General features: G+C 60.6%; 25 protein-coding genes. 7 read left to right on the top strand and 18 right to left on the bottom strand.

Annotated features, from left to right (window positions below; all coding sequences use genetic code 11):
• Nucleotides 1-40: 40 nt before the first annotated feature.
• Complete coding sequence (locus RY113_RS11430; protein ID WP_315914672.1) at nucleotides 41-664, top strand: MBL fold metallo-hydrolase; 624 nt, start codon at nucleotides 41-43, stop codon at nucleotides 662-664.
• A 200-nt stretch (nucleotides 665-864) separates the two neighbouring features.
• Here the strand turns inward: RY113_RS11430 and pheT are convergent, their stop codons facing one another.
• On the bottom strand, nucleotides 865-3,408 hold the full coding sequence (gene pheT / locus RY113_RS11435) for a phenylalanine--tRNA ligase subunit beta (protein WP_110104318.1): 2,544 nt from the start codon (nucleotides 3,406-3,408) through the stop codon (nucleotides 865-867).
• Between the two features lie 5 nt (nucleotides 3,409-3,413).
• The gene (pheS, locus tag RY113_RS11440; protein WP_179442389.1) at nucleotides 3,414-4,508 is read right to left on the bottom strand and encodes a phenylalanine--tRNA ligase subunit alpha; all 1,095 of its coding nucleotides are present in this window, start codon (nucleotides 4,506-4,508) and stop codon (nucleotides 3,414-3,416) included.
• A 150-nt stretch (nucleotides 4,509-4,658) separates the two neighbouring features.
• On the opposite strand from pheS, the gene RY113_RS11445 reads away from it, so the two are divergent.
• From RY113_RS11445 to RY113_RS11455, 3 genes are read left to right on the top strand one after another with little or no spacing between them, the layout of a single operon-like run.
• Nucleotides 4,659-5,228 carry a hypothetical protein gene (locus tag RY113_RS11445; RefSeq protein WP_315914675.1) on the top strand — a complete coding sequence of 190 codons (570 nt, stop codon included), beginning with the start codon at nucleotides 4,659-4,661 and terminating at the stop codon, nucleotides 5,226-5,228.
• Nucleotides 5,225-5,755, top strand: coding sequence for a hypothetical protein (locus RY113_RS11450; RefSeq protein WP_315914676.1), 531 nt, complete (start codon nucleotides 5,225-5,227; stop codon nucleotides 5,753-5,755). Before RY113_RS11445 ends, RY113_RS11450 begins: the two co-directional genes overlap by 4 nt.
• Nucleotides 5,752-6,390 (top strand): SIMPL domain-containing protein, encoded by a 639-nt coding sequence (locus RY113_RS11455; protein ID WP_110104320.1) that lies wholly within the window; start codon nucleotides 5,752-5,754, stop codon nucleotides 6,388-6,390. The genes RY113_RS11450 and RY113_RS11455 overlap by 4 nt, the downstream gene beginning before the upstream one ends.
• An 89-nt stretch (nucleotides 6,391-6,479) precedes the next feature.
• Here RY113_RS11455 and RY113_RS11460 read toward each other — a convergent pair whose 3' ends face one another.
• Entirely contained in the window at nucleotides 6,480-7,979 is a 1,500-nt protein-coding gene (locus RY113_RS11460) for a long-chain fatty acid--CoA ligase (RefSeq protein ID WP_315914678.1), read from the bottom strand.
• 203 nt (nucleotides 7,980-8,182) lie between these two features.
• Between RY113_RS11460 and RY113_RS11465 the strand changes: the two genes are divergently transcribed.
• Nucleotides 8,183-9,391 carry an Rv2578c family radical SAM protein gene (locus RY113_RS11465; protein ID WP_396334237.1) on the top strand — a complete coding sequence of 403 codons (1,209 nt, stop codon included), beginning with the start codon at nucleotides 8,183-8,185 and terminating at the stop codon, nucleotides 9,389-9,391.
• 58 nt (nucleotides 9,392-9,449) lie between these two features.
• Here the strand turns inward: RY113_RS11465 and RY113_RS11470 are convergent, their stop codons facing one another.
• The 3 genes from RY113_RS11470 to RY113_RS11480 all read right to left on the bottom strand — a co-directional run bounded on the left by RY113_RS11470 (nucleotide 9,450) and on the right by RY113_RS11480 (nucleotide 10,858).
• Nucleotides 9,450-10,013 (bottom strand): DUF4870 domain-containing protein, encoded by a 564-nt coding sequence (locus RY113_RS11470; RefSeq protein ID WP_315914680.1) that lies wholly within the window; start codon nucleotides 10,011-10,013, stop codon nucleotides 9,450-9,452.
• A 160-nt stretch (nucleotides 10,014-10,173) separates the two neighbouring features.
• The gene (locus tag RY113_RS11475; protein ID WP_110104323.1) at nucleotides 10,174-10,365 is read right to left on the bottom strand and encodes a DUF5302 domain-containing protein; all 192 of its coding nucleotides are present in this window, start codon (nucleotides 10,363-10,365) and stop codon (nucleotides 10,174-10,176) included.
• A 79-nt stretch (nucleotides 10,366-10,444) separates the two neighbouring features.
• Nucleotides 10,445-10,858, bottom strand: coding sequence for a (deoxy)nucleoside triphosphate pyrophosphohydrolase (locus RY113_RS11480; protein ID WP_396334242.1), 414 nt, complete (start codon nucleotides 10,856-10,858; stop codon nucleotides 10,445-10,447).
• Nucleotides 10,859-10,998: 140 nt separating this feature from the next.
• On the opposite strand from RY113_RS11480, the gene RY113_RS11485 reads away from it, so the two are divergent.
• Entirely contained in the window at nucleotides 10,999-12,219 is a 1,221-nt protein-coding gene (locus RY113_RS11485; RefSeq protein ID WP_110104325.1) for an MFS transporter, read from the top strand.
• Nucleotides 12,220-12,258: 39 nt separating this feature from the next.
• On the opposite strand, the gene RY113_RS11490 is transcribed toward RY113_RS11485, so the two are convergent.
• The 4 genes from RY113_RS11490 to infC form a co-directional block, all read right to left on the bottom strand.
• Entirely contained in the window at nucleotides 12,259-13,170 is a 912-nt protein-coding gene (locus RY113_RS11490; RefSeq protein ID WP_110104326.1) for an RNA methyltransferase, read from the bottom strand.
• 65 nt (nucleotides 13,171-13,235) lie between these two features.
• Entirely contained in the window at nucleotides 13,236-13,619 is a 384-nt protein-coding gene (gene rplT, locus RY113_RS11495) for a 50S ribosomal protein L20 (RefSeq protein ID WP_110104327.1), read from the bottom strand.
• A gap of 107 nt (nucleotides 13,620-13,726) precedes the next feature.
• Nucleotides 13,727-13,921 (bottom strand): 50S ribosomal protein L35, encoded by a 195-nt coding sequence (rpmI, locus tag RY113_RS11500; protein WP_044571805.1) that lies wholly within the window; start codon nucleotides 13,919-13,921, stop codon nucleotides 13,727-13,729.
• A gap of 104 nt (nucleotides 13,922-14,025) precedes the next feature.
• Nucleotides 14,026-15,171, bottom strand: a complete 1,146-nt coding sequence (gene infC / locus RY113_RS11505) for a translation initiation factor IF-3 (protein ID WP_315914682.1) — start codon at nucleotides 15,169-15,171, stop codon at nucleotides 14,026-14,028.
• A 277-nt stretch (nucleotides 15,172-15,448) separates the two neighbouring features.
• Between infC and RY113_RS11510 the strand changes: the two genes are divergently transcribed.
• Nucleotides 15,449-15,856 (top strand): DUF1844 domain-containing protein, encoded by a 408-nt coding sequence (locus tag RY113_RS11510; RefSeq protein WP_110104329.1) that lies wholly within the window; start codon nucleotides 15,449-15,451, stop codon nucleotides 15,854-15,856.
• Nucleotides 15,857-15,972: 116 nt separating this feature from the next.
• Here the strand turns inward: RY113_RS11510 and RY113_RS11515 are convergent, their stop codons facing one another.
• From RY113_RS11515 to RY113_RS11550, 8 genes are all read right to left on the bottom strand, one after another.
• Nucleotides 15,973-17,319: an MFS transporter gene (locus RY113_RS11515; protein ID WP_315914683.1), complete on the bottom strand. Its 1,347-nt coding sequence runs from the start codon at nucleotides 17,317-17,319 to the stop codon at nucleotides 15,973-15,975.
• 41 nt (nucleotides 17,320-17,360) lie between these two features.
• Nucleotides 17,361-18,257, bottom strand: a complete 897-nt coding sequence (locus RY113_RS11520) for an SseB family protein (RefSeq protein WP_315914685.1) — start codon at nucleotides 18,255-18,257, stop codon at nucleotides 17,361-17,363.
• Nucleotides 18,258-18,269: 12 nt separating this feature from the next.
• A complete protein-coding gene (gene priA, locus RY113_RS11525) occupies nucleotides 18,270-19,004 on the bottom strand; it encodes a bifunctional 1-(5-phosphoribosyl)-5-((5-phosphoribosylamino)methylideneamino)imidazole-4-carboxamide isomerase/phosphoribosylanthranilate isomerase PriA (RefSeq protein WP_110104332.1) in 735 nt (244 codons plus the stop codon).
• Nucleotides 19,005-19,118: 114 nt separating this feature from the next.
• Nucleotides 19,119-19,268, bottom strand: a complete 150-nt coding sequence (locus tag RY113_RS11530) for a hypothetical protein (RefSeq protein ID WP_315914687.1) — start codon at nucleotides 19,266-19,268, stop codon at nucleotides 19,119-19,121.
• Nucleotides 19,268-19,948 carry an imidazole glycerol phosphate synthase subunit HisH gene (gene hisH / locus RY113_RS11535; protein ID WP_315914689.1) on the bottom strand — a complete coding sequence of 227 codons (681 nt, stop codon included), beginning with the start codon at nucleotides 19,946-19,948 and terminating at the stop codon, nucleotides 19,268-19,270. Before hisH ends, RY113_RS11530 begins: the two co-directional genes overlap by 1 nt.
• Nucleotides 19,945-20,571 carry an imidazoleglycerol-phosphate dehydratase HisB gene (gene hisB / locus RY113_RS11540; protein WP_315914691.1) on the bottom strand — a complete coding sequence of 209 codons (627 nt, stop codon included), beginning with the start codon at nucleotides 20,569-20,571 and terminating at the stop codon, nucleotides 19,945-19,947. The genes hisH and hisB overlap by 4 nt, the downstream gene beginning before the upstream one ends.
• A 241-nt stretch (nucleotides 20,572-20,812) precedes the next feature.
• Nucleotides 20,813-21,910 (bottom strand): histidinol-phosphate transaminase, encoded by a 1,098-nt coding sequence (locus RY113_RS11545; RefSeq protein ID WP_315914693.1) that lies wholly within the window; start codon nucleotides 21,908-21,910, stop codon nucleotides 20,813-20,815.
• A gap of 122 nt (nucleotides 21,911-22,032) precedes the next feature.
• Nucleotides 22,033-22,512: a LysM peptidoglycan-binding domain-containing protein gene (locus RY113_RS11550; RefSeq protein WP_315914694.1), complete on the bottom strand. Its 480-nt coding sequence runs from the start codon at nucleotides 22,510-22,512 to the stop codon at nucleotides 22,033-22,035.
• Nucleotides 22,513-22,686: the final 174 nt, after the last annotated feature.

Raw genomic sequence — 22,686 nt, forward strand, 5'->3', positions numbered from 1 at the left:
AGCCAGTGCCAAATTGGCCAACATATGGGATTGTTCTCCTATGAGAGAGCTTAAATGTGGTGCCCTGCAATTGCAGGGATCATTCGGCGCGAATGGTTACGTGATTCCGCTGGAAAACAGCTACGCCGTGGTGGATCCGGGTATGTGGTTCGGGGCCAAGGCCGTCATCACGGAGTTGGCAACCGCTGGCATCCTAGGGTCCGTGGAACACATTCTCTTGACCCACTACGATCTTGACCATGCCGGCGCAGCTCAGGCACTAGCAACAGAGACCGGAGCGACGCTGTGGATCGGTCAGGCCGACGCCGACATCCTCACCGGGCGCCGGCCTGCGGGGACTTTCGTGCGGCGCATCACGTCTTCACTTTTCCGGCCCAAAATCCCTGAGGACACCGCGTACATCGATAAGGACCCCGGATTCCCCGCCACAATTGCGGCAGTTCCTACACCAGGGCACACACCGGGGCATTTCGCTTTTGTCTGGGAACGGACGCTTTTGTGCGGGGACAGTGCCAGAGTCAACGCTGACGGCACGCTGCGGGACTTCATGCACGCGCTCAATACTGACAGTCAACAGGCGCGGGTAACACGCCAACAGTTGACAACAGTAGATGTTGACTGGGTTTGTCCCGGACACGGCAAGGTCACCCAAAGACGTCGCTAGAAGAGCACCCAAACATCAAGAGGCCCCGGCGGGTTCAACCAAGCCTTGCTGGTTAGACCCGCCAAGGCCCTTCAGGTGTGCGCCCACACTGGGCCCACACTGGGCCCACGATGGGCCCACGCTGAGCCCACGCTGGGCCCACGAGGCCGAGGGGCCCGTAGTCGGCTCGCTTGCGAGCCGACTACGGGAGGCCGTGGGGACTAGCGCTGCGTGGCGCCGAACCGTTCTGCGGCCAGTTCTACGGCCGAGGCGCGGGCAGCCGAGGCCTCATCGGCGGTCAGGGTGCGGTCCGTGGCACGGAAACGCAGACCGAAGGCCAGCGATTTGTGGCCCTCCGGAATGCCCTTGCCTTGGTATTCATCGAACAGGGCCACATCCTCCAGTAGCTCGCCGGCGCCTTCACGCAGAGTTTCGAGCACAGTCTGTGCCGGAATCTGCGCAGGAACCACAAGAGCAACGTCCTGGGTGGCGAGCGGGAACGTGGAGATCGGCTTGGCCACAATGACATCCGCAGCTTCGGCAAATACCTTGTCGGCATTGATTTCCATGGCCACCGAGCGGGCGGGCATGTTCAGTTCAGCCAGCAGCTTCGGGTGCAGTTCGCCAGCGTGGCCAACAACTTCGCCACTGCGCAGCTTCAGCACGGCAGCACGTCCCGGATGGAATGCCTGGTGCGAGCCCTGCTCGACCACCAAATCAACACCGACAACGTCAGCCACGAGGTGGGCCGCGTCAATCGCATCAGCCCAGTCCCAGGCACGCGGGGTGTGGGCCGGGGCTGCCGGGGTGTCCTTGCCCGTGAATACGGCCGCAATGGTGAGCGGCTGGTACGGGATGCCGTCGTACAGCGCGTCAAGGACCTCGTCGGAGGGCTTGGCACCCAGCGGCGGGATCGAGGCGGTACCCATCTCGGCACCCGGCAGGAACACCAAACCGGACTCGAACAGAGCCAGGTCATGGAAGCCGCGTGAGTGGTTACGCTTGGCAATCTCAATCAGACCCGGCAGCACGGAGGTGCGCAGGAAGCCGAACTCCTCGCTCAGCGGGTTCGCCAGCTTGATGGCCGCAAGGGGCGCCCCGGCCTCGGCAACACCGAAGGTGTCATTGGAAACCTTGGACACGAACGGGTAGGCCAAAATCTCTGTCAGGCCGGAGTCGGCCAGGGCCTGGACCACGCGGCGGCGCTGCTGCTGGGCGCGTGAGTAGCCGCGGCCCGGAGGTGCCGTGGGAAGGGTGGACGGGATGAGGTCATAACCCACTAGGCGGGCCACCTCTTCCGTCAGGTCCTCCTTGGTGACCAAGTCATAACGCCAGCTCGGGGCTGTCACGGAGTACCCGCCGTCGACCTTCTCAACGCGCGCACCCAGATCCGTCAGTGATCCCATGACTTGGGCCTGGGTGAACTCCATGCCGATGCGGCCCGATGTGAAGCCGGACGGCAGGAACACGGGAGGCGCCGGCACAACGGAACCGGCGTCGGTGGCCGTGGTTTCCTCCGTGCCGCCGGCCAGTTCGACCAGCAGGTTCACGGCGCGCTGGGCTGCGACGTCGGCAATCTGGGTGTCCACGCCGCGCTCGAAGCGCTTGGACGCTTCGGAGGGCAGCTTGTGGCGGCGGCGCGAGCGGGCAATCGTGATTTCTTCGAAGTGTGCAGCCTCAACAAGCACGTTCACGGTGGCGGAGGTGACCTCGGTGGAGGCCCCGCCCATGACCCCGGCAATGCCGATGGGGCCAGAGGAATCAGTGATCAGGAGGTCCTCGGTATCGAGCTTGCGGACCTTCCCGTCGAGGGTTTTCAGGGTTTCTCCAGCGGCGGCACGGCGCACCACAATGTCACCGGCGAGTTTGTCGGCGTCGTAGAAGTGCAACGGCTGGCCCAGCTCGAGCATGACGTAGTTGGAGATGTCCACGGCCAAGGAGATGGAGCGGATCCCGGCCAGGCGCAGGCGTGAGGACATCCAGGTCGGAACCGGCGCTGAAGCATTGATGCCGCTCACGGTGCGGGCCACAAAGCGGTCGCAGCCGTCCTTGCCGTAGATGGGGGCCTGATCGGCAAGGACAACCCCGTGTCCGTCACCGGTGGCGGGGCTCACGGAAACCAGCGATGCCGGGTCCGTGAACACACTGTCCGTGGCGTGCGCGTATTCACGGGCCACGCCGCGGATGCTGAACGCGTAGCCACGGTCCGGGGTGACGTTGATTTCGGCGGCTTCGTCATCCAGACCCAGCAGCGCCAATGCGTCAGTGCCCAGTTCCGGGTCAAGGCCCAAGGTGGAGAGCACCAGGATCCCGTCATGGTCATCACCAATGCCGAGCTCACGCACGGAGGCGATCATCCCGGCCGAGACGTGACCGTAGGTCTTGCGCGGGGAGATGCGGAAGTCTCCGGGCAGCACGGCGCCGGGCAGGGTCACCACAACCTTGTCCCCCACCTCGAAGTTGTGTGCACCGCACACAATGCCTTGCACACCGGAGGGGTCGATGCCCTCAATGTCCAGGGTCTGGGCGGTACCTTCGGGTACCACACGGACGGAGCACCAGTTGATGGTTTTGCCGTTGGACTGCGCCTCGGGCTCCTTGGATAGAACCTGGCCCACCACAATGGGGCCGCTGATTTCATCCAGGGGACGGTGCACGTCCTCTTCTTCAAAGCCAACCTTGACAAGGTCAGTCATGACGTCTTCGGCAGTTGCTGTTGCCGGCACCTGCGCATACTCGCGCAGCCAAGTCAGTGGAATTCGCACTTGTCTTAGATCTCCATCCCAAAGTGTTCGCTGAATCGTACGTCGCCCTCGATCATGTCGTGCATATCGGACACTTCGTTGCGGAACATCAACGCCCGTTCGATGCCCATGCCGAAGGCAAATCCTGAATATTCGTCCGGGTCAATGCCGGCCGCGCGGAGCACGTTCGGGTTGACCATGCCGCAGCCGCCCCATTCGATCCAGCGCGGGCCACCCTTGGCGCCCGGGTGCCAGATGTCCAGCTCCGCGGAGGGCTCGGTGAAGGGGAAGAAGTTGGGGCGGATGCGCACCTTTGCCTCGTCGCCGAACATCTGCCGGGTGAAGTGCTCCAGCGTGCCCACCAGATCTGCCATGGACAGGTCCTTATCGATGGCCAAGCCCTCGAACTGGTGGAACACGGGGGTGTGCGTGGCGTCGAGTTCATCGGTGCGGAACACCTTGCCGGGGCACAGCACGTATACGGGCAGTTCACGTTCAAGCATGGAACGGACCTGCACCGGTGAGGTGTGGGTGCGCAGCAGCAGGTGGGCTTCGGGAGGTTCCACGAAGAAGGTGTCCTGCATTTCGCGGGCCGGGTGGTCCGGGGCGAAGTTCAGGGCGTCAAAGTTGAACCATTCCGACTCCAGCTCCGGGCCTTCGGCAATTTCCCAGCCCATGCCCACGAAGATGTCGCAGACGCGGTCCTGGAGGGTAGAGAGCGGGTGGCGGGCACCAGCGCGGCGGCGGCGCGGGGCAGCCGTGACATCAACGGTTTCCTCGAGGAGGATCCGGGCGGCGTCCTCGGCCTCGAGCACCTCGGTGCGGGCTGCGAGCGCCTTGGCAACACGTCCACGCGATCCGCCCATGAGCTTGCCGGCGGCGGCCTTGAATTCCTTGGCGAGCCCGCCAATTTCACGGTTGGCCAGGCTCAGCGGTGATTTCTCACCGGTGTGCGCCAGCCGTGCGGTCTTCAACTCATCTAGCGTCGCGGCGGCAGCAATGGCGCCGAGCGCGTTCTCGACGGCTGTTCCAATGGCGGCTTCGTCCAGCGGGTCCGGGACCGCAATGGTCTCTGTGGTTGGTTCGGGCATCTCAGCCGTCTCGTGGGGCATCTTCGACATCTACAGTTTTTACCTAAGCTTGTGTGCGAGTAACCGGCGGGGTGGCTCATCCCGCCCGTACCAGTCTAGTTGACGGGGCAGCCCTGTTTTGAATCCAACTCGTTAGAACTTTCTCGCCCTTTCTCCCTCCCCGCTTGCTACGCTGGCGCCATGGGCATCCCTCTGCGCAGAAGTACGACGCCGGCCTTCCGCCGTGCGCGGCTGGCCTGCCTTGCGCCGGGCTGCCTCGCGCTGGGGTTCTTTGCTCTGGTGTTGGGCGGGTGCTCCGCCGTAGGGGCCTCCCCCCTCGAGTACACCCCGGAACCTGCTGCGATTCAGCCAGCCGTGGACTGCTCCACGGCGGGGTGGTGGGAGCCGGAAGCAGCGTCGCCGTCATCGCTGCACAAGGGCAGCATCCCGGAGGGCTTCACCACGGTTGGCGTGGCCCGCTGTACGTCCGACCCCGGCAGCCGCGTGGTGGAGGAGGATCACCTCAGCGGCGACTTTGCGCCTCTGCTTGCGGCACTGGCGCAGCCTAGCGAGCGCGGCGGGCCGGTCAGCTGCCTGGACTACGCAGAGCTTCCGCCTGCGATCTGGTTGGTCAACGCCGAGGTCCAGGCCGTCAACATCCAGTGGCCCCTTGACTCGTGCGAACACACCAAGCCAGACACGGCCAAGGCGTTGCAGGCGCTCACAGTTTCCGAATCACGCAGCGTACCCTCCCCGGAAGCCGCCCCGTGAACACGGTGGGCCCGCTGACTCCTGTCACCACGGTAACCCGCGCTGAACGACTGCGGGCGCTTGCCAATGCCGTGAACCTGTCCACGGCAGCCGGTTTGCTGCTGGCGACGCTGAGCCGGACCCCGGTAGAGCCCGGCCCGCACGGGCTGATCCTTGGCACCAACTACACCCCGAGGCTGCCGCTGGCCGGGGCGTTCACAGTGGGCAACGTCATCTTCTACCGCGCAGACCGTGCCTTCATTGATTCCCGCCCCGATCTGCTCGACCACGAAGCCGGCCATGCCACCCAGTACGCCTGGTGTTTAGGCCTGCCGTTTTTACCGCTCTATTTTTCCTGCGCAGCCTGGTCGTGGTGGCGCACGGGAGACCCCGGCAGCAGGAACTTCTTTGAGCGCAATGCCGGGTTGGCACTGGGCGGCTACCGCGAACTGCCCACGATTGCCCGGATGCCAATAATTTTCAACCGCCTCAAGAGAACCTCCCGCCCCCACCGCCGGAGTACACCACCGAAAGAGAACCGACCATGACAGATTCCTTCCACTGCATTACCGTCACGGGCCATGGTTCGGCCCATGCTGCACCGGACCAGTTCAACATCAACATCGGTATTGAAGCTTCCGCCCCCACCGTGCGTGCAGCATACTCCCATGCTGGCGAGGCCATGACGGCTGTCAACACCAAACTGCAAGCCCTCACAGTGGCCCGCGAGGCCATCAGCTCCTCCTCCCTCAACGTTGCGGCCAATACCCGTTGGGAGGATGGCACCGGAACCATCGTGACCGGCTACACAGTCTCAAGCACGCTCACAGTGGCACTGCGTTATGACCAGAGTCCCGGCGAGGTTATTGCTGCGGTGGTTGATACCGGTAACAACAATGTCCGCCTCAACGGGCTCACCCCAGTCCTGTCCGATCCGGCAGCCGCTCAGGACACCGCTCGAGCAGCCGCATGGGCGGATGCAGTCCGGGCGGCTGAGAACTATGCGGGCCTGGCTGGACGCTCGCTAGGTGCCGTCACGGAAGTCATTGAGGGTTCGGTGCGCGATAGCGCCCCCCGGCCCATGATGGCCCGGGCGCTTATGTCCGCCGATGCCTCGATGCCCATTGAACCGGGGCAAAGCAGCCTCTCTCTCTCAGTGCAGGTCACCTGGGAACTGAACTAAGTCTGTTCCCCGCTGATTGAGCCTGCCGAAACCAAGATCTCGGCAAGCTCAATCAGCGGCACACAACCGTCAATCAGCGGCTTCGCATGTTAGGAAACACTGATTTCGCGTTTGAGGATCTTGCCCGTGGGCCCTTTAGGCAGGGTATCCATGATGATGACCCTGCGCGGGAACTTGTAGGCGGCCACCCTGGCCTTGACGAACTCCACAATCTCGGCTGCGAGGGCCTCTGGATCCTCGGCGCCAACAGCTCCGGGCTTCAGCGACACCGCGGCACAGACTTCCTCGCCGTGGACGTCGTCGGGCATTCCCACTACGGCAGCCTCGGCCACTGCGGGGTGTTCGTAGAGGACCTCTTCAATTTCACGCGGGTAGATGTTGTAGCCACCACGGAGGATCATGTCCTTCTTGCGATCAACAATGAAGTACACGCCATCCTCATCCATCCGGCCTAAGTCACCCGTGCGGAACCAGCCGTCAGGGATAGCCTGGGCCGTCGCCTCGGGGTTATTCCAATACCCCTTCATGACATAGGGCCCGGCCACAGCAATTTCACCCACGGCACCGGGCTCAACATCGTTGCCAGCATCGTCAAGTACCCGCAATTGCGCACCGGCAACCGGCTGACCAATAGAGCCTGGCTTGCGGATCCCGTCGAGCTGGTTGAAGGTGACCACGGGAGAAGTCTCCGAGAGTCCGTAGCCTTCTAGCATGGTGGCCCCAAAGACCGTCTCGAATTCATGAAGCACCTCCAGCGGCAAGGGTGAGCCCCCTGATGCGGCAAGGCGCAGGGTGGAGAGGTCATAATTTTCCCGGCCAGGGGCACGCAGCAGCGCGATGTACATGGTGGGGACGCCTTCAAAAATGGTCACCTTGTCGCGCTGAATGATCTCCAACGCCTTGAGAGGATCGAACCTGGGCAAGATGGTCACGGTGGCACCTGCCATCACGGCCGAGTTCAGGGCGCACGTCTGCCCGAAGATGTGGAAGAAGGGCAGGCCGCCAAAGATGACATCACCGGGCTGGCTGTTGAAGAGGCTGACGGAGACCTCAGCGTTACTGCGCAGATTCTCGTGTGTCAGCTCCGCACCCTTGGGCCGGCCCGTGGTGCCGGAGGTATAGAGGATTACAGCGGTGTCGTCCTTCTGTGCAAGGGCCACCTCAGGGATCGGCTCAGCCCCGGCCAGTAACGCCATAAAATCGGCGTCGACAGCAATGACCTCCGTACCGGATTCCTGCGCCCCCGGCACCACTTCCGCCATCACACCATCCCACGCGAAGGCCAAGGTGGCCCCGGAGTCCTTCAGGTGGTAGGCCACCTCGCGGGACTTCAGCAGCGGATTTAGTGGCACCACAATGGCCCCGTACCGCAGGATTCCGAAGTAGATGGGAGGCATCTGGGGAATGTTGGGCGCTATTAAGGCCACCCTGTCACCCGGTTTGACCCCACGTGCAGCCAACAGCCCGGCAACCTTGGAGCTGAGAACTTCCAAAGCAGCGAAGGTGAGCTCAATATCGTCCATCTTGATGGCAACTCCGGCTGGGTTTCGCTGAGCAGATGCCCCAACAATGGTGGCTAGGTTCGTCATGAAGGCTCCTTGGTTCTGGGCTACCGAGCAGCGAAAGAACCGGCCATGACCGCTGCTCCGCGCCAAGTGGGCGGGGCTTCCTTGCCCCATGGCTCCACCCTATCCTCACAATAAGTGATTTACGCCACATAACTACCTGCGGGTAACCAAATTCAAGCTTTTCACCCATTGAATCAAATTAGAATATATGTTCTAATTTCTATATGCGGTGGATGGCTCAACAACTCAATGAACCCTTATTTGCGTCCCTTCAGCCCATTCCGGGAACAGCTGAGCAGGTGAAGCCGCCCGGATTTCAAGCACCTCTGCTGCCGATGGCCGGGCTAATCCAAAGCGTTGCCACCCCGGAATTTGCTGGCATCACCTTCCATGAGGTGCTTTCTAAAACGGCCCTGAACAAGGTTCCTCCCAGTTCCACCATGCCCTTTGAATGGACTGTCAATCCATACCGGGGATGCTCCCACGCCTGTGTTTATTGTTTTGCCCGCAAAAGCCACACGTATCTGGACTTCGATGCCGGCACGGACTTTGACTCCCAAGTGGTGGTGAAGGTCAATGTTGCGGATGTGCTTCGCAAGGAACTATTCAAGCCTTCCTGGCAGCACCACCATGTGGCCCTTGGCACCAACACCGATCCCTACCAGCGGGCGGAAGGACGGTACAAGCTCATGCCCGGCATCATTGGTGCCCTCGCCGACTCCGGCACCCCGTTTTCCATTCTTACCAAAGGCACGCTGTTAGCGCGCGATCTGCCCTTGTTGCGCGCAGCAGGACGCGACGTCAACGTGGGTATGGGCATCTCGCTGGCTTTGCTGGATGAGGAACTGGCTCAGACACTTGAACCAGGCACACCCTCCCCCAAGGCTCGGCTGTCCCTGATTAGCAAGCTGCGAGATGCTGGCCTGCCCTGCGGGGTCATGGCCATGCCGATCTTGCCCTGGCTGACCGACTCCGAGGATGCCTTGGATGCACTTATTGCCAGCCTGGCCCACGCAGGGGCAACCGGAGTCAGCGCCGGAGCTCTCTATTTGCGCCCGGGAACGCGGGAATGGTTCATGGGGTGGCTGGCCCGCGAACACCCTTCCTTGGTGGGCCGGTACCAGCGGCTCTACGGTTCCGGCGCCTATGCGCCCAAGGAGTACCGGCAGTGGCTGGCATCGAGGGTCAATGAGGCCAAGGCACGCCACGGCTTTGGCACCCAAGGCTTTGTTCACGATCCCCGCCAGGAAGAAGCCAGCTATCCGCACGGTAGCCTGCCTGCTCTAACCGGCAAGGATCACAAGACCACCGTGCCACTCACCAGGGGCGGTTTCCGTGGCAACTCCAACGCCAGGGAGGGCGGCGGCAGCAAAAAAGCGGGAATCCCCGAAGGGACCCCCGCCTCTGCCGATCCTGCACCCACATTGTTCTAGGGTCGCAATTCCCGTGCCGCTTTGAACATCCTCAGTTCACGGGCAGTTTGTTACCGCCCTACTTGATGATCTGGACGTTGAACGGGAACTTGTAAACTTCCCCGTTGCGGAACTTCTTGGGCGCCTCCACCGCAGCGATGATGTGGATGATGAACAGTCCCAGACCAATAATCCCAAAGACAAACCCGAGGTAGGGAATGAAGGTCAGGACTCCGGCGATGCCACGCAGGATCGAAAAGTTCAGGTTCGCCTTGTGGTATTCATCGGAAAGGCCGTTCTTGCCCTTTTCCGTCAGGAAGAAGATCAGAGCAGGAATCCAGCTAAAGAACACGGAGAGCCAGTAGTTAAGCACCACGGTTCCGGCAGGATCAACCGCACCCTGCTGGTACGGCTGCTGAGCCGGCTGACTGTAGTTCTGCTGCGGGGCCTGCTGGTACGGCTGCTGCGCAGCTGGCTGGTTGTAGCCGGGCTGGTTGTAGCCGGGCTGGGGTGCTTGCTGGTACGGCTGTTCCTGGGCGGGTTGGCCGTAGCCGGGCTGGGGGTAGGACGTAGGTGTTTCCGGTGCGTTGTAGCCCGGAGGTGTCGGCTCGACGGGCGGTGTGGGGGAATTATTCTCAGTCACGTTTTCACTCCTGAATGGTTGATATTTGCTTAACAACCTAACCCATGGCCCACGTGAAAGCCCGCATATGACGGGCAGATCCCCAGAAACACGAGCGGACGGAGTCGATTGAACGAATGTTCTTACCTCACCTTGTCCGCCCGTGTTTCTGGGCGTGGGTTTATCCGCTCTTGCGGCGGAATTCGCGCTTGTGAGCCGCTGCTCCGTGGGAAGCATTGATCTTCGGTCCACCAGTAGCAGACACGCTGCCGTGTTGCTGGTTCTTCTTATTCTCTAGGGCCTGACGAAACTTCTCTTTTGTTTCATCGCTGGCACCTGCGGCGGCTTGTTCGTCGTGGTGATCACTCGTCATGGCACAACCTCCTTGGGGTCTTCAGCACCCAGTCTGGCACAGCCAAATACTATTTCAACACCCACGAGAACAATTGTTCTCAGGACGTGTACTCGATCAAGGCATGCACAATGGGCAGATCGGCAGGAATCCATGGCAACTCCAAGATCTCCTGCCCTCCCAGATCCACCCACACCAGTGCGTCATGGTCTTCCAGCGGTTCGGGGGTGCCCTCCATTGACTCAGCGAGCCAGACACGCATGGCTGCGCCCGAGTTCAAGGGCCAGCCATCCGGCGTCGAGCCCTCTATTTCAGCACCTAGCGTCACAGTAACGCCCAGTTCCTCACGTAGCTCCCGATGAAGAGCTTCTTCTGGGCCCTCACCTTTCTCAATTTTTCCTCCGGGGAACTCCCACATACCTGCAAACTCTGGCGGCGCGGTCCTGCGTGCGGCTAGGAGTAGTTGGGGATTTGATAGCGAGTCCACGAGGGCGGCACCTACGATTTGTTTCATTGAAGTCACCAGCTCAGTCTAGGGCGAACTAGACTGACCAAAGCATCATCTTGGCCCTGCCGCTGCGCACTATGGCGCCGGCACCTGCTTCCCGCTTCCCGCGGCGGAACCGGGATCCCACCTTGTGAAAGTTTGTCTCTATGTCTTTGTCCTTGCTTAAAACCTGGCGTGACACCACACCCACTTCCCCCAACGTTATTGCCTGGGCAATTCTGGCCTTGGCCATAGGCGGATTCGGCATCGGCACCACCGAATTTGCCATGATGGGCCTGCTGCCCAACGTGGCAGCAGGTGTGGGCGTCAGTGTGCCAGCAGCCGGACACGTCATCTCTGCCTACGCCCTTGGAGTAGTTGTGGGCGCACCCATGCTGGTCGCCATCGGCGCGAAGATGCCGCGAAAAACACTGGCTCTGGGCCTGATGGCACTTTTCACCGTGGGCAATCTGCTCTCCGTCATGGCGCAGGATTACACCACTTTGCTCATCACCCGATTCATTGCGGGCCTTCCCCATGGGGCCTTCTTCGGTGTAGCCGCTGTCTTGGCAGCATCACTGGTTGCTCCCGGCAAGCGCGGGCGTGCCATCTCCATGGTCATGATGGGCTTATCCGTAGCGAACGTTCTCGGTGTGCCCTTGGCTACCTTTGTGGGCCAACAATTTGGTTGGCGCTGGCTGTTCATCCTGGTTGGAATCATTGGCGTCATCACCATGGTGTGCATTGCTTTGTTGGTTCCGGCGCAAAAGGCTCATCCCGATGCAAGCCTGCGCAAGGAACTCAGCGCACTGCGCCGCGGACAGGTATGGCTAACCCTGCTGGTGGGAGTTGTGGGCTTTGGCGGATTCTTCGCCGTTTATACGTACGTGGCCAACACCATGACGGACGTGGCCGGCTTTGACTCCGGTTTCCTTCCCGTCATTGTTGGCCTGTACGGGCTGGGAATGGTTGCTGGCAGCTACATAGGCGGACGCATGGCCGACTGGTCCGTCATGGGCAGCATCTACGTCATGATGGGTTTCATCGCCGTTATTCTGGTGATCTACGCGGCCACGGTCCATATCCAGTGGATGGCACTTTTGATGATCTTCGTCATTGGCGCCTCAGGGTCCATGCTTGTCCCATCTCTGCAGACCCGGCTTCTGGACGTCTCCCCCGGCGCCCCCACCTTGGCTTCCTCACTGAACCATTCAGCATTGAATATGGCCAATGCATTGGGAGCCTTCGCTGGTGGGCTCGTCATCACCTGGGGCTGGGGATTCACCGCACCTGCCCTCGTTGGTGCCGTGCTGGCGGTGCTGGGCCTGGTCATAGCGCTCTTCAGCGGCCTGCTCGATAAGAGATCCCCCAAAAACGTGGCTCACTAGCCACACCCGCAATTGGCCCCAGCTATAAAAGGCCCGGGCTCACCCCAGGCGCCGTTGGGCCCTGGCGCTAGCGTAGAGACATACCGTTGCTGCGGTGCCCAGATTCAGCGATTCTGCGGCGCCGTAGACAGGTACTGCCACCCGATGATCGGCCAGAGCCTTCTCTTCCCCCGCCAGGCCTTGGGCTTCGTTGCCGAAGAGCCACATAGTGGGCTCCGCCAGGTCATACAGGGAATCGGGAATCTCTTGGTCAAAGGACCGGGCGGCACTCTCATCCTGCAAGAGGTCCAAATTGAGCTGCCCGTAGCCATCCGCTGCCAGAATGCCTACACCGGCCGCCTTGGCCGCTGCCACAACCTGGGCCACGTCGGCACCAAGCACCACAGGCAGGTGGAACAGCGAACCGGCAGTGGAGCGCACAGCCTTGGGGTTGTAAATATCCACACTGGACGAGGAGAAAATGACGGCGTCCGCACCAGCGGCATCCGCGGCACGCAGGACAGTGCCAGCATTACCAGGGTCCTGCACGCGGCACAGCATGGCGATGAGTTTGGGCTTGGCGGCGAGGACTTCTTCAAGAGGCACGTCAACGAAATTGCAGACGGCCACAACACCCTGAGGTGTTACGGTGTCCGTCATGGCCGCCAGGACCATGTCGCTGGCAATCCGCACCTGAAGGCGAGACCCTGGCGCGGAGGCGGACTCCATGATCTCTGGGAATTTTTTCAAGCATTCCACAGTGGCGTAGAGGGCCTCCACCACGGGTGTACCGCCAGCGGCCAGGCACTCGCGGTGTGCCCGTAGGGCTTCACGTACGGCTTGTGGACCCTCAGCGAAGAACTGGCGCCGCTTTAAACGGCCCGAGCGCCCAACCAGTTTGGCAACGTCCCTCACTCGATCTGCTCGAGGGTTGGTCATTGCATCTGCTGGTGGGCGCCCGGGTTCATTCATGGTTAGGACTTTAGCAGTCACTTGCCATGAACAAGGAACTCAAGGGTTCCTGTTGAAAGCTAGAACTACTTTGCTACCGGTGCTGAGGTGTCGGCAGGCAGTGCAGCCTTGGCCAAGCCAACCAGCGCGGCGAAAGCACCGGCGTCGTTGACGGCCAGGTCGGCCAGCATGCGGCGGTCAACCTCGATCTGCGCAGCCTTCAGGCCCTGGATCAAACGGTTGTAGGTCAAGCCGTTGGCGCGTGATGCAGCGTTGATACGCTGGATCCAGAGGCGACGGAAGTCACCCTTGCGCTTGCGGCGGTCACCGTAGCTGTACACAAACGAGTGCAGCAGCTGCTCTTTGGCCTTACGGTAAAGGCGTGAACGCTGTCCGCGGTAACCCTTTGCGCGCTCAAGAATAACCCGACGCTTTTTGTGGGCGTTTACAGCCCTCTTCACACGTGCCACGTGCGTACTCCTTCAAATTTTAAAGATCCCAAGCCAATCATGCCAGGGAAGGCTTTGATGAATAGTGAGTCATCCCGGAAGGGAATCACACCGATTGACTTGCGAAATTAGATGCCGAGCATCTTCTTGATGTTGCGAACATCTGCCTTGGCAACCGTGAGGTCACCCTTCAGACGACGCTTCAAGCTGGAAGGCTTGTGCTCCAGGTAGTGGCGGCGGTTAGCCTGCTGGCGCTGAAGCTTACCGGAACCGGTGAGCTTGAAACGCTTCTTAGCACCACTATGTGTCTTCATTTTAGGCATGAGGACCTGTCTCCTTACGTATCCACCGGCGCTGCCTGTGGTTCTCTTGCAGCGACCGGTTGGGTCACTGTGTGGGTGTATTCACCGCTGAAAAGGTGCGAACCTTATTCAGCTGAGCTGGGGGTTTCGGCTGCCGGGGTGCTCTTTGCAGAGGCAGGCTTGGCAGCCGATTTTGCACCAGCCTTGGCGGCAGGCTTGGCTGCGGGCTTCGCAACAACAGGCTTGGCCATGGGCTTGGGCATGGGGATGGGCTTTGCGGCCACGGGCTTGGGAGCTGCAACCGGCTTGGCGGCTGCGGCAGGCTTTGTTGCTACGGGCGCCTTGGGTGCAACAGACTTAGTCGCGGCAGCCTTGGGAGATGCAGCCTTAGGAGCAGCAGCCTTGGGAGCTACCTTCGCTTCCGGGGACTTGGCAGGTACGACGGCGGCGGGGGCCGACTTTTCTGCCGGAACCTCCTTGGCCGGGGCTGCTTCGGGAGCCGGAGCCTGCGCCGCTACGGGAGCCTCAACGACTACCTCTTCAACGGTCTCGACGGCGACTGGAGCCGGTGCGTCTTCGCCCAGGTGCAGGCCGTCGGGCAGCAAGTCAGCCAATGATTGGGTCATGGGCGCCTTGTTATCGCGGTCCACATCAACGCGGGCCGTGCCATTGGCAACTGCCTCGTTGTGGGCCTTGGCATCTGCACGCTGCTGATTGCGACGAGCCTCAGCCTTAGCTTCAGCCTTATTCTTCAGCGGGCCAATAACCATGACCATGTTGCGTCCGTCAATGCGGGGGCTTGATTCAACCACGCCAACCTCGGCAACGTCTTCGGCAAACTTCTGCAGGAGGCGGATGCCCATGTCGGGACGCTGCTGCTCACGGCCACGGAACTGAATCATGGCCTTGACCTTGTCGCCGGCACCGAGGAAGCGGAGGGCGTGTCCACGCTTGGTCTCGTAGTCGTGCTTGTCGATTTTGAGACGGAAACGGATTTCCTTCAAAACGGTGTTGGTCTGGTTCTTGCGGGCTTCACGAGCCTTGACTGCGGCTTCGTACTTGTACTTGCCGAAGTCCATCAGTTTGCACACCGGCGGCTTGGCCGTCGGTGCTACCTCAACCAGATCCAAGTCAGACTCAGCTGCTAAACGAAGGGCATCCTCAATGCGGACAACTCCAACTTGTTCGCCTGCTGGCCCAACCAACCGCACCTCAGGGACGCGGATTCGATCATTGATTCGTGGCTCGCTAATGTGACGCTCCTGTTGCATAAAAAGGTGAGTACCATCAGCAACGAAGAAGGCCTCCAATTTGCTGATGCAATGGAGGCCTCGAAAAATTGGCACACACTTTCCGCGAACGGACTGTGCTGGCTCCCCGTAAGGGAAAGCGCCAACCTGAACCAGACAACGCCTTGGAAGGGTCGAAAGGTGGGAGAGGACTCCACTTGCAAACTCTGTGCCATTACCTTGGCGTATCCTGTGACTTTCGTCTTTTGGACACACTCTAAATAACAGCATCGAGTCGGTCTATGACAAGCTTAGCAGTATGAGTACCCAAGATAATAATTCAGAGTCACGCAACACTTTTCAGGCGGCCGCGGAGGAGTCCCTGACGGACAGCCAGGCAGCTTCGGTGGTGCGTGACATCGCCGAAGTTCCGGCCATTGAGGTCATAACAACCGCGGCCGTTCACCTCATGAGCGCGGCAGCAGTCAAGTGCGGCCTGGCAGCGGGACCGGACGCGGAAGAGCTGAAGGATCTGGATGAAGCCCGCAAGCTCATTACGGCCCTCGCCGGCTTCGTCACGGCCGCGGCCCCCGAGATTGGCAGCCAGCATGCTGGCCCGTTGCGCGATGGCCTGCGCTCCTTGCAGCTCGCCTTCCGTGAAGCTTCCGAGTTCCCTGATGCACCAGGCAAGGGGCCCGGCGAGAAATTCACCGGAGCAGTCAACTAGTTCCTAGCTCAGGGTTCTAGATAAACCCGGCCGGGCACTTGAAAAAGAGAGTGCAGTTGGTGGACCGAAACCATTCTGGTCCACCAACTGCACTCTCTTTTGTCTCTAAACTCCCTTTAGACCGGATCTGGTTGGCCCATGAACTCATCCGGGTCCAACTCGGCCCCGAGCTTTGATGTTGCACTCTTTGCAAGTGCAGCATTGCGGCGGCGGTTCCACACCGACATGGCGATCAGGCCAATGATTGCCAACGTGCCACAGATGGCTCCAATGATGGCGAAGCCAGCCCAGGGGCCAATGCGATCAATCATGGCTCCTGCAAAGGGTGAGCCCATGGCGCTGCCAATAGTCATCGAGGATCCATACCAGCCCATGGCTTCACCGCGCCGGCGTTCCGATACCAGGTCAGCAATATGTTCAGCGCTTGAGGTCAGGACTGGCGCGCAGAGCAGGCCCGGAAGAATAGAGAGCAGGCCCAGTGTCCACGCATCGGTGGCAAATCCCATCGGGATGATCAGCAGTGCCATGGCCATCAGCAGCCACAAGGGGTTAATGGAGCGTTTGAGGGCTCCGTAGAGAATGCCACCAACAATCGAGGCACCGCACCAGAAGAGGAAAACAATACCCAAATCTCCTACAACATCGTTTTCCCGCATGATGGCCACCATGCCCACATTGGTGCCGGCCAGGACCAGCCCGGCTCCCAATGATGTCCCCAAAATGGCAAGCACAGCAATGTTGACCCAGCGCAGGTTGTGCCGTGTACCGCCCCACATCCTGAGTAGGATGTTCTTATCTGCAAGGTCGGGGGCTGGGCGGTCCTCAACGGCATCGATGGGCGCCACCTCGGCGCTGCCAACGGCTACGAAGGATCCCTTTTGCCCGGTTCTGGTGGGTGGGTTGAAGATCATCAAGAACACCCCGGCCATGGACGCCGTGAGCCCAATGATGACCAGACCAACCACAGTGTGAATGGTGGTGGCCAACAAAACGCCCGCAGCCGGACCAATCATGAACGTGATTTCGGCCCCCATGGAGTCCAAGGCATACGCGGTACGCCGTTGCGCCTGAGGCACCATCACGCTCAGCGCTTGACGGACCACGGAGAAGATGGGTACGGCGAAGATTCCACCGATGAATGCTGCCACCACAAGGAATTGAAAACTCAAGAGCGGCGCCACGCTCCAGACGGCAACCTCGGCTATCACTGAGGGAACTAGAGCTCTGCGCAGTCCATGAATGTCAACGAGCCGCCCACGCCACGGGGCGCCGAAGGCCATGCCGATCGTGATGGCGGCGGCAACCAGCCCAGCGGAGGCGTAACTGAGCTTCATGGTTTCAACAACGTGCAGTGTCAGGAGAACGCCGGCAGCCGCATGCGGGATGCGTGCAAACATGGCTATGATCAGCAGTCTGCGCACGGGTCCAACCGCCAGGATTTCACGGTACGCGGCAAAGTTCACGGGGCACTCTCTTTCATGATGATCACAAATGAGCACCTGTGCTACGTTGCGATGGGGTCCTGCGGGGTGAGGGGATGCTGAAGCCGAATCTGGATCGAATCAACAGCGCAGGCAAAGTGCTCGTTCGCCGCCCAGGACTCTTGAAGGGCTGCGAGGACCCCATTGACAGCGGACTGATCCAGCCCGGGCAAGAGGGTCAGTGTGACACACAATTCCGGGCCCGTTCCGCCACCGGCCACCAACCGTCCAGACGGTTCGGTTTTTGTGTCCCAAAGGGATTGTATGCCCTGCCCTGACGTTGCGGAAATTCTTACCACGGATGGATGTCCCAGAGCGAGCGCCGAGTCCGCCAGAATACGGCTGACGGCATCATCACAATAGCTTGGCACCCACTCCTGCTGCTGGGCCAAGGCCCACATGGCCGGCCTGCGCACCACGAACGGTCGCTGCGAACCGGGATCCAAAACCAACAGTTGTGCTTCTTCAGCCACGGCCGAAAGAGCCGCCCTGGCCGCATACACAGCAACAGGGCGGGCCTGTGGATACCACTGGGACAGTGCAAGTGCATGAGTAAAGGCGGGCAGCGCCCGGCGCCCATCCGGCCCTTGCAAGGTCACCAAAGCCATATCGGATTCCTTATCGGAGACCAGCCCGTTCTCTCCCACGGTTTGCTCCGCAAGTTGAGCCACGATCGGGATGAAGACGCGGGCGGTGGCAAGTGCAGCCACAACATCCGCCTCCGTGCACTCACCCGTGAGAAGTTTCTCCAAGGCCGCGGTGTAGCCGGAGTCTGCAGCGCCGTCGTCCGTCTCAAAGTTATGGTACTGCTCGTGCGACGGAAGGTTCCGCCCCGCCCAAGGCTGCCCGGCCGAATCGGTAGACCCACCGGCACCGGCCAAGGCCGCGGCAATGTGGCCGGGCAGTTCCTTCTTGGGCATCTGTGTCATCGTTTAGCGGCGGCCTGCAACGTCAAGGGCCTGCGGCAGCGTGAACTGGCCAGAGTACAGGGCCTTGCCAATGATGGCGCCCTCCACTCCTACCCCCACCAGCTCGCGCAGTACGCGCAGATCTTCCAAGCTGGAGATGCCACCGGAGGCGACAACGGGCTTGGACGTGCGGGAACACATTTCACGAAGCAATTCCACGTTAGGGCCGCGCAGCGTACCATCCTTGGTGACGTCGGTGACCACGTAACGGGCACAGCCAGCGTCCTCCAAACGTGCAAGAACCTCCCAGATATCCCCGCCTTCCTTGGTCCAGCCACGGCCAGCCAAGGTGGTGCCCCGGACATCAAGTCCGACGGCGATCTTCTCACCAAAGCGCTCAATCACCTTGGCGGTCCATTCGGGGTTTTCCAGCGCAGCAGTGCCCAAATTGACCCGGCCAACACCCAATTCGAGGGCACCTTCCAAGGACGCATCGTCGCGGATTCCGCCCGAGAGCTCAACCTTGACAGACAGGCTTGCCACCATCTCACGCAGCAATTCCACGTTCGAGCCACGGCCGAAGGCGGCGTCCAAGTCAACCAAGTGGACCCACTCCGCGCCGTCGTTTTGCCACTTCAGGGCAGCTTCCAGGGGCGAACCGTATCCGGTTTCCGAACCAGCTTCGCCTTGTACCAGGCGGACGGCCTGTCCGTCAGCAACATCCACGGCAGGCAACAATTCCAAAATGGGGGTGGTCATGGGTTCCTCAACGTTGTTAGTTCAAGAGATTTTCAGGGAATCAATGGAGCAGGTGCCAGCAGTGGCGCTGGTGCCAAATGGGTAGAACTAGGCCCCAGTGGGTAGAGCTGTGTCCTATTGGGTAAAGAGGTATGCCGCTATCAGGGACATGACGGCAAGTGCGGCAAAACAGACGGGAATCCAGCGGGCGGTTTTCTGCTGGTAGAACGTATAGGCTCCACCAATCAGCACGCCTGCCAGGGCCATCAGTAACAGCGAATACATCAGCGTGCCGCCTTGGTCAATGACTGGACCCAGTTGCGCAGCAAGCGCGCTCCAGCGTCACCGGATTTTTCCGGGTGGAATTGTGTGGCGCACAGCGGGCCATTTTCAATGGCGGCAATGAATGGTGCGCCGTGCTCTGACCAGGTCACCATGGGCGGACGCATTTTGGGCTGGAGAACCTCAAAATCCCACTTTTGCACACCGTAGGAGTGGACAAAGTAGAAGCGTTCCGAATCCACACCTTCAAAGAGCATGGAGCCCGGAGCTGCGGTGACGGTGTTCCAGCCCATGTGTGGAACCACAGGGGCAGGGAGCAGTTCCACAGTTCCAGGCCACTCCCCCATTCCTTCCCGGTGCACACCATGTTCTACACCGGCATCAAAAAGCACTTGCATGCCCACGCAGATACCCAGCACCGCCCGGCCCCCAGCAACCCGGCGCCCGATCATGCGCAGCGCGTCCACGGCTTTGAGCTCATCCATCACGGAGGCGAAGGCACCAACGCCGGGGACCACCAGGCCATCGGCATGCAGCACGTCGTCGGCCTTTGCACTGAGTGTGACAACGGCGCCGGCGCGTTCCAACGCCCGGACTGCGGAGCGGACGTTGCCGGAACCGTAGTCCAGAACTGTGACCGTGGGCTTACTATTTACTGCTGTCTCGTTAGCTCCAGAGCTCACAAAAGACCCTTCGTGGATGGGATTCCAGTGACGCGGGGATCGGCTTCGACGGCTGAGCGCAGAGCCCGGGCGAAGGCCTTGAACTGGGCCTCAACAATGTGGTGCGGATCTCGGCCGGCGATGACCGTCATATGCAGGCAGATTTGCGCGTGTAAGGTGATGGCTTCAAACACGTGCCGTGTCAGCGACCCGGTGAAGTGACCACCAATCAGGTGGTATTCCTGACCGGCAGGTTCGCCACTGTGCACCAGGTACGGACGGCCTGAAACATCTACCACGGCGTTGGCCAATGCCTCATCCAACGGAATGGTTGCCTCACCGAAACGGCGGATGCCGGCCTTGTTGCCCAGGGCTACCTTGAGAACCTCGCCCAAGGAGATGGCAACATCTTCCACGGTGTGGTGGGCATCGATGTGGGTGTCACCCGTGGCCTTGATGTTCATGTCAATCAAGGAGTGCTTAGACAGCGCCGTGAGCATGTGGTCATAGAAGGGCACAGAGGTGTCAATGTTTGACACGCCTGTCCCGTCGAGGTTAATTTCCACCATGACGCTGGACTCGCTCGTGGCACGCTCCAGTCGGGCCGTACGTCCCTGGCCGGGTTTCGGGCTGTTCTCAGTCATTGCGGCAGTCCTTTGTGTACTATGCGCCCCGACCAGCAGATACCGGGCAGGGTGGGGCGCTCAAACGAAACGGGGTGTATTGATACCAGCTTAGAAGGGAAGGCACTGTTATGCCCAACCAGTTCCCCACTGGCGAACTTATTGGCTAGGTCAGTTTGACCCAATTACCCGGGTCCGGTGGAACTCATGAACCGCGGCGCAAATGATGAACTTAGTCCAAGGCCGGACACTACAGGGAACACTAGCGAGCTAGGAAGGTACGCAACCCGGTGAGGAATGCAGTAGTTTCCGCTTCCGTGCCGGCGGTGACGCGCAGGTGCCCGGGGATTCCAACATCGCGGATGAGCACACCGTCATTCAACAACGCCTGCCACGCTTCATGGGGATTCTCTAGACCACCGAAGAAAACAAAGTTCGAATCTGAGGGGGCCGGGGTGAGTCCCAATTCCTTTAATTCCTGCACAATCCGGTCACGTTGGACCTTGATCTGCTCCACGTTAGCCAGCAAAGAGGTGGAGTTCCGCAGAGCAGCCACAGCAGTTGCCTGGGTGATGGCCGAGAGGTGGTAGGGCAAGCGGACCAGGCGAAGCGCGTCGGTTACCTCAGGGGCGCCGGCCAAGTAGCCAAGTCTGGCACCGGCCAAGGCGAAGGCCTTGCTCATAGTGCGTGAGACGACTAGTCGAGGACGGCCCTTGAGAAGATTCAGTGCGCTAGGGGTTCCCGTCTGGGCGAATTCGGCGTACGCCTCGTCAACAATGATGATGGCCTGAGATTCCTCCCCTGCCTGGTAGACCGCCTCGACCACATCTTGCCCAAGAGCCGTTCCCGTAGGGTTGTTGGGCGAACACAGGAAGACGATGTTGGGGCCGTTGCGGCGCACCTGCTCCGCCGCAGATTCCGCGGTGAGGGTGAAGTCATCCTCACGGACACCTGCCACGTAGCCAGTCCCTGTGCCACTGGCGAGCAGCGGGTACATGGAATAGGTGGGAGGGAAACCCATGGCCGTTCGGCCGGGGCCACCGAAGGCCTGCAACAGTTGTTGAAGAACTTCATTGGAACCGTTGGCCGCCCAGAGATTCTCCTCCGTCAGACCATGACCCAGATATGCCGCCAATTCCTGACGAAGCACCGTGAATTCCCTATCCGGGTAGCGGTTGAGGCCGTCAAGCTCCTGCGCAACGGCTGCCAAGATGGCCTCTTTTGCATCCGTGGGAACGCCATGGGTGTTTTCATTGACGTTCAGCAGAACGGGAACATTTAGCTGAGGAGCCCCGTAAGGGCGCAGGCCTCGCAGATCGTCACGAAGCGGCAATTGACGGAGGCGTTCAAACTGGTCCATTCCCCCAGCATATTTGGTGGCCGTGAGAAAGTTCGAAACGGCGACACAATGCGGACACCTGCCAAGACCTTACCCGGCTGTGGAGGAGCGCTCTTGGCCTGCGGACCTATTGGTACGGAGGGCTATTTGGGAATGGGGACGTACAGTCGCTGCCCGGCGTGAAGTATCCCGCTTCCCAAGTCGTTGAGGGCAACGATCTCCCTGACCACATGGCGTGCATCACGGCCCGGATCTGCGGCGGCCGCAATACTCCAGAGGCTGTCACCTTGTAAGACGGTTACCGCAACGGCATAATCTGCAAGGTTCACCGGCTGCGACTCCGTTGCAGCATTCGCCGGTCCCGCCAGAGAGCCCGCCATGATGGCCAGCGCCAAAAACAGTAGTAGGGCGGCGCTGACAATGGCTGGAATCCCTAAGAACACCAGACGCCCGCGCCTGGTCAGCGCTAGCCTTCCTGCAGCATCGGAGGCACCCCTGGAATGGGAAGCGGTGATGGCACCGGTGCGCCCCGCTCCAACTGTCTGGTCAATGCGGGCCGCACGGGCGCTAACCCCTGCTGTGGAAACGCCAAAGGATGCGTGGGAGATAAGCGCTGCATTCATGACTTGTGGTCCTTTCACCGTGAATCCGGATCCCGTGGCCAAGCACACCCATCGGATCGAAATTCCACACTCAACATCTTCGATAGAACGTATGTTCTAATTTCCTTCTAGTACAGTTTTAGCATCTATAGACGACACTTGCCAAGAGTAAATAGAACAAATGTTTGAAATTCG

It is taken from the genome of Arthrobacter sp. lap29, from assembly GCF_032458965.1.
Taxonomy (GTDB): Bacteria; Actinomycetota; Actinomycetes; order Actinomycetales; family Micrococcaceae; genus Specibacter; species Specibacter psychrochitiniphilus.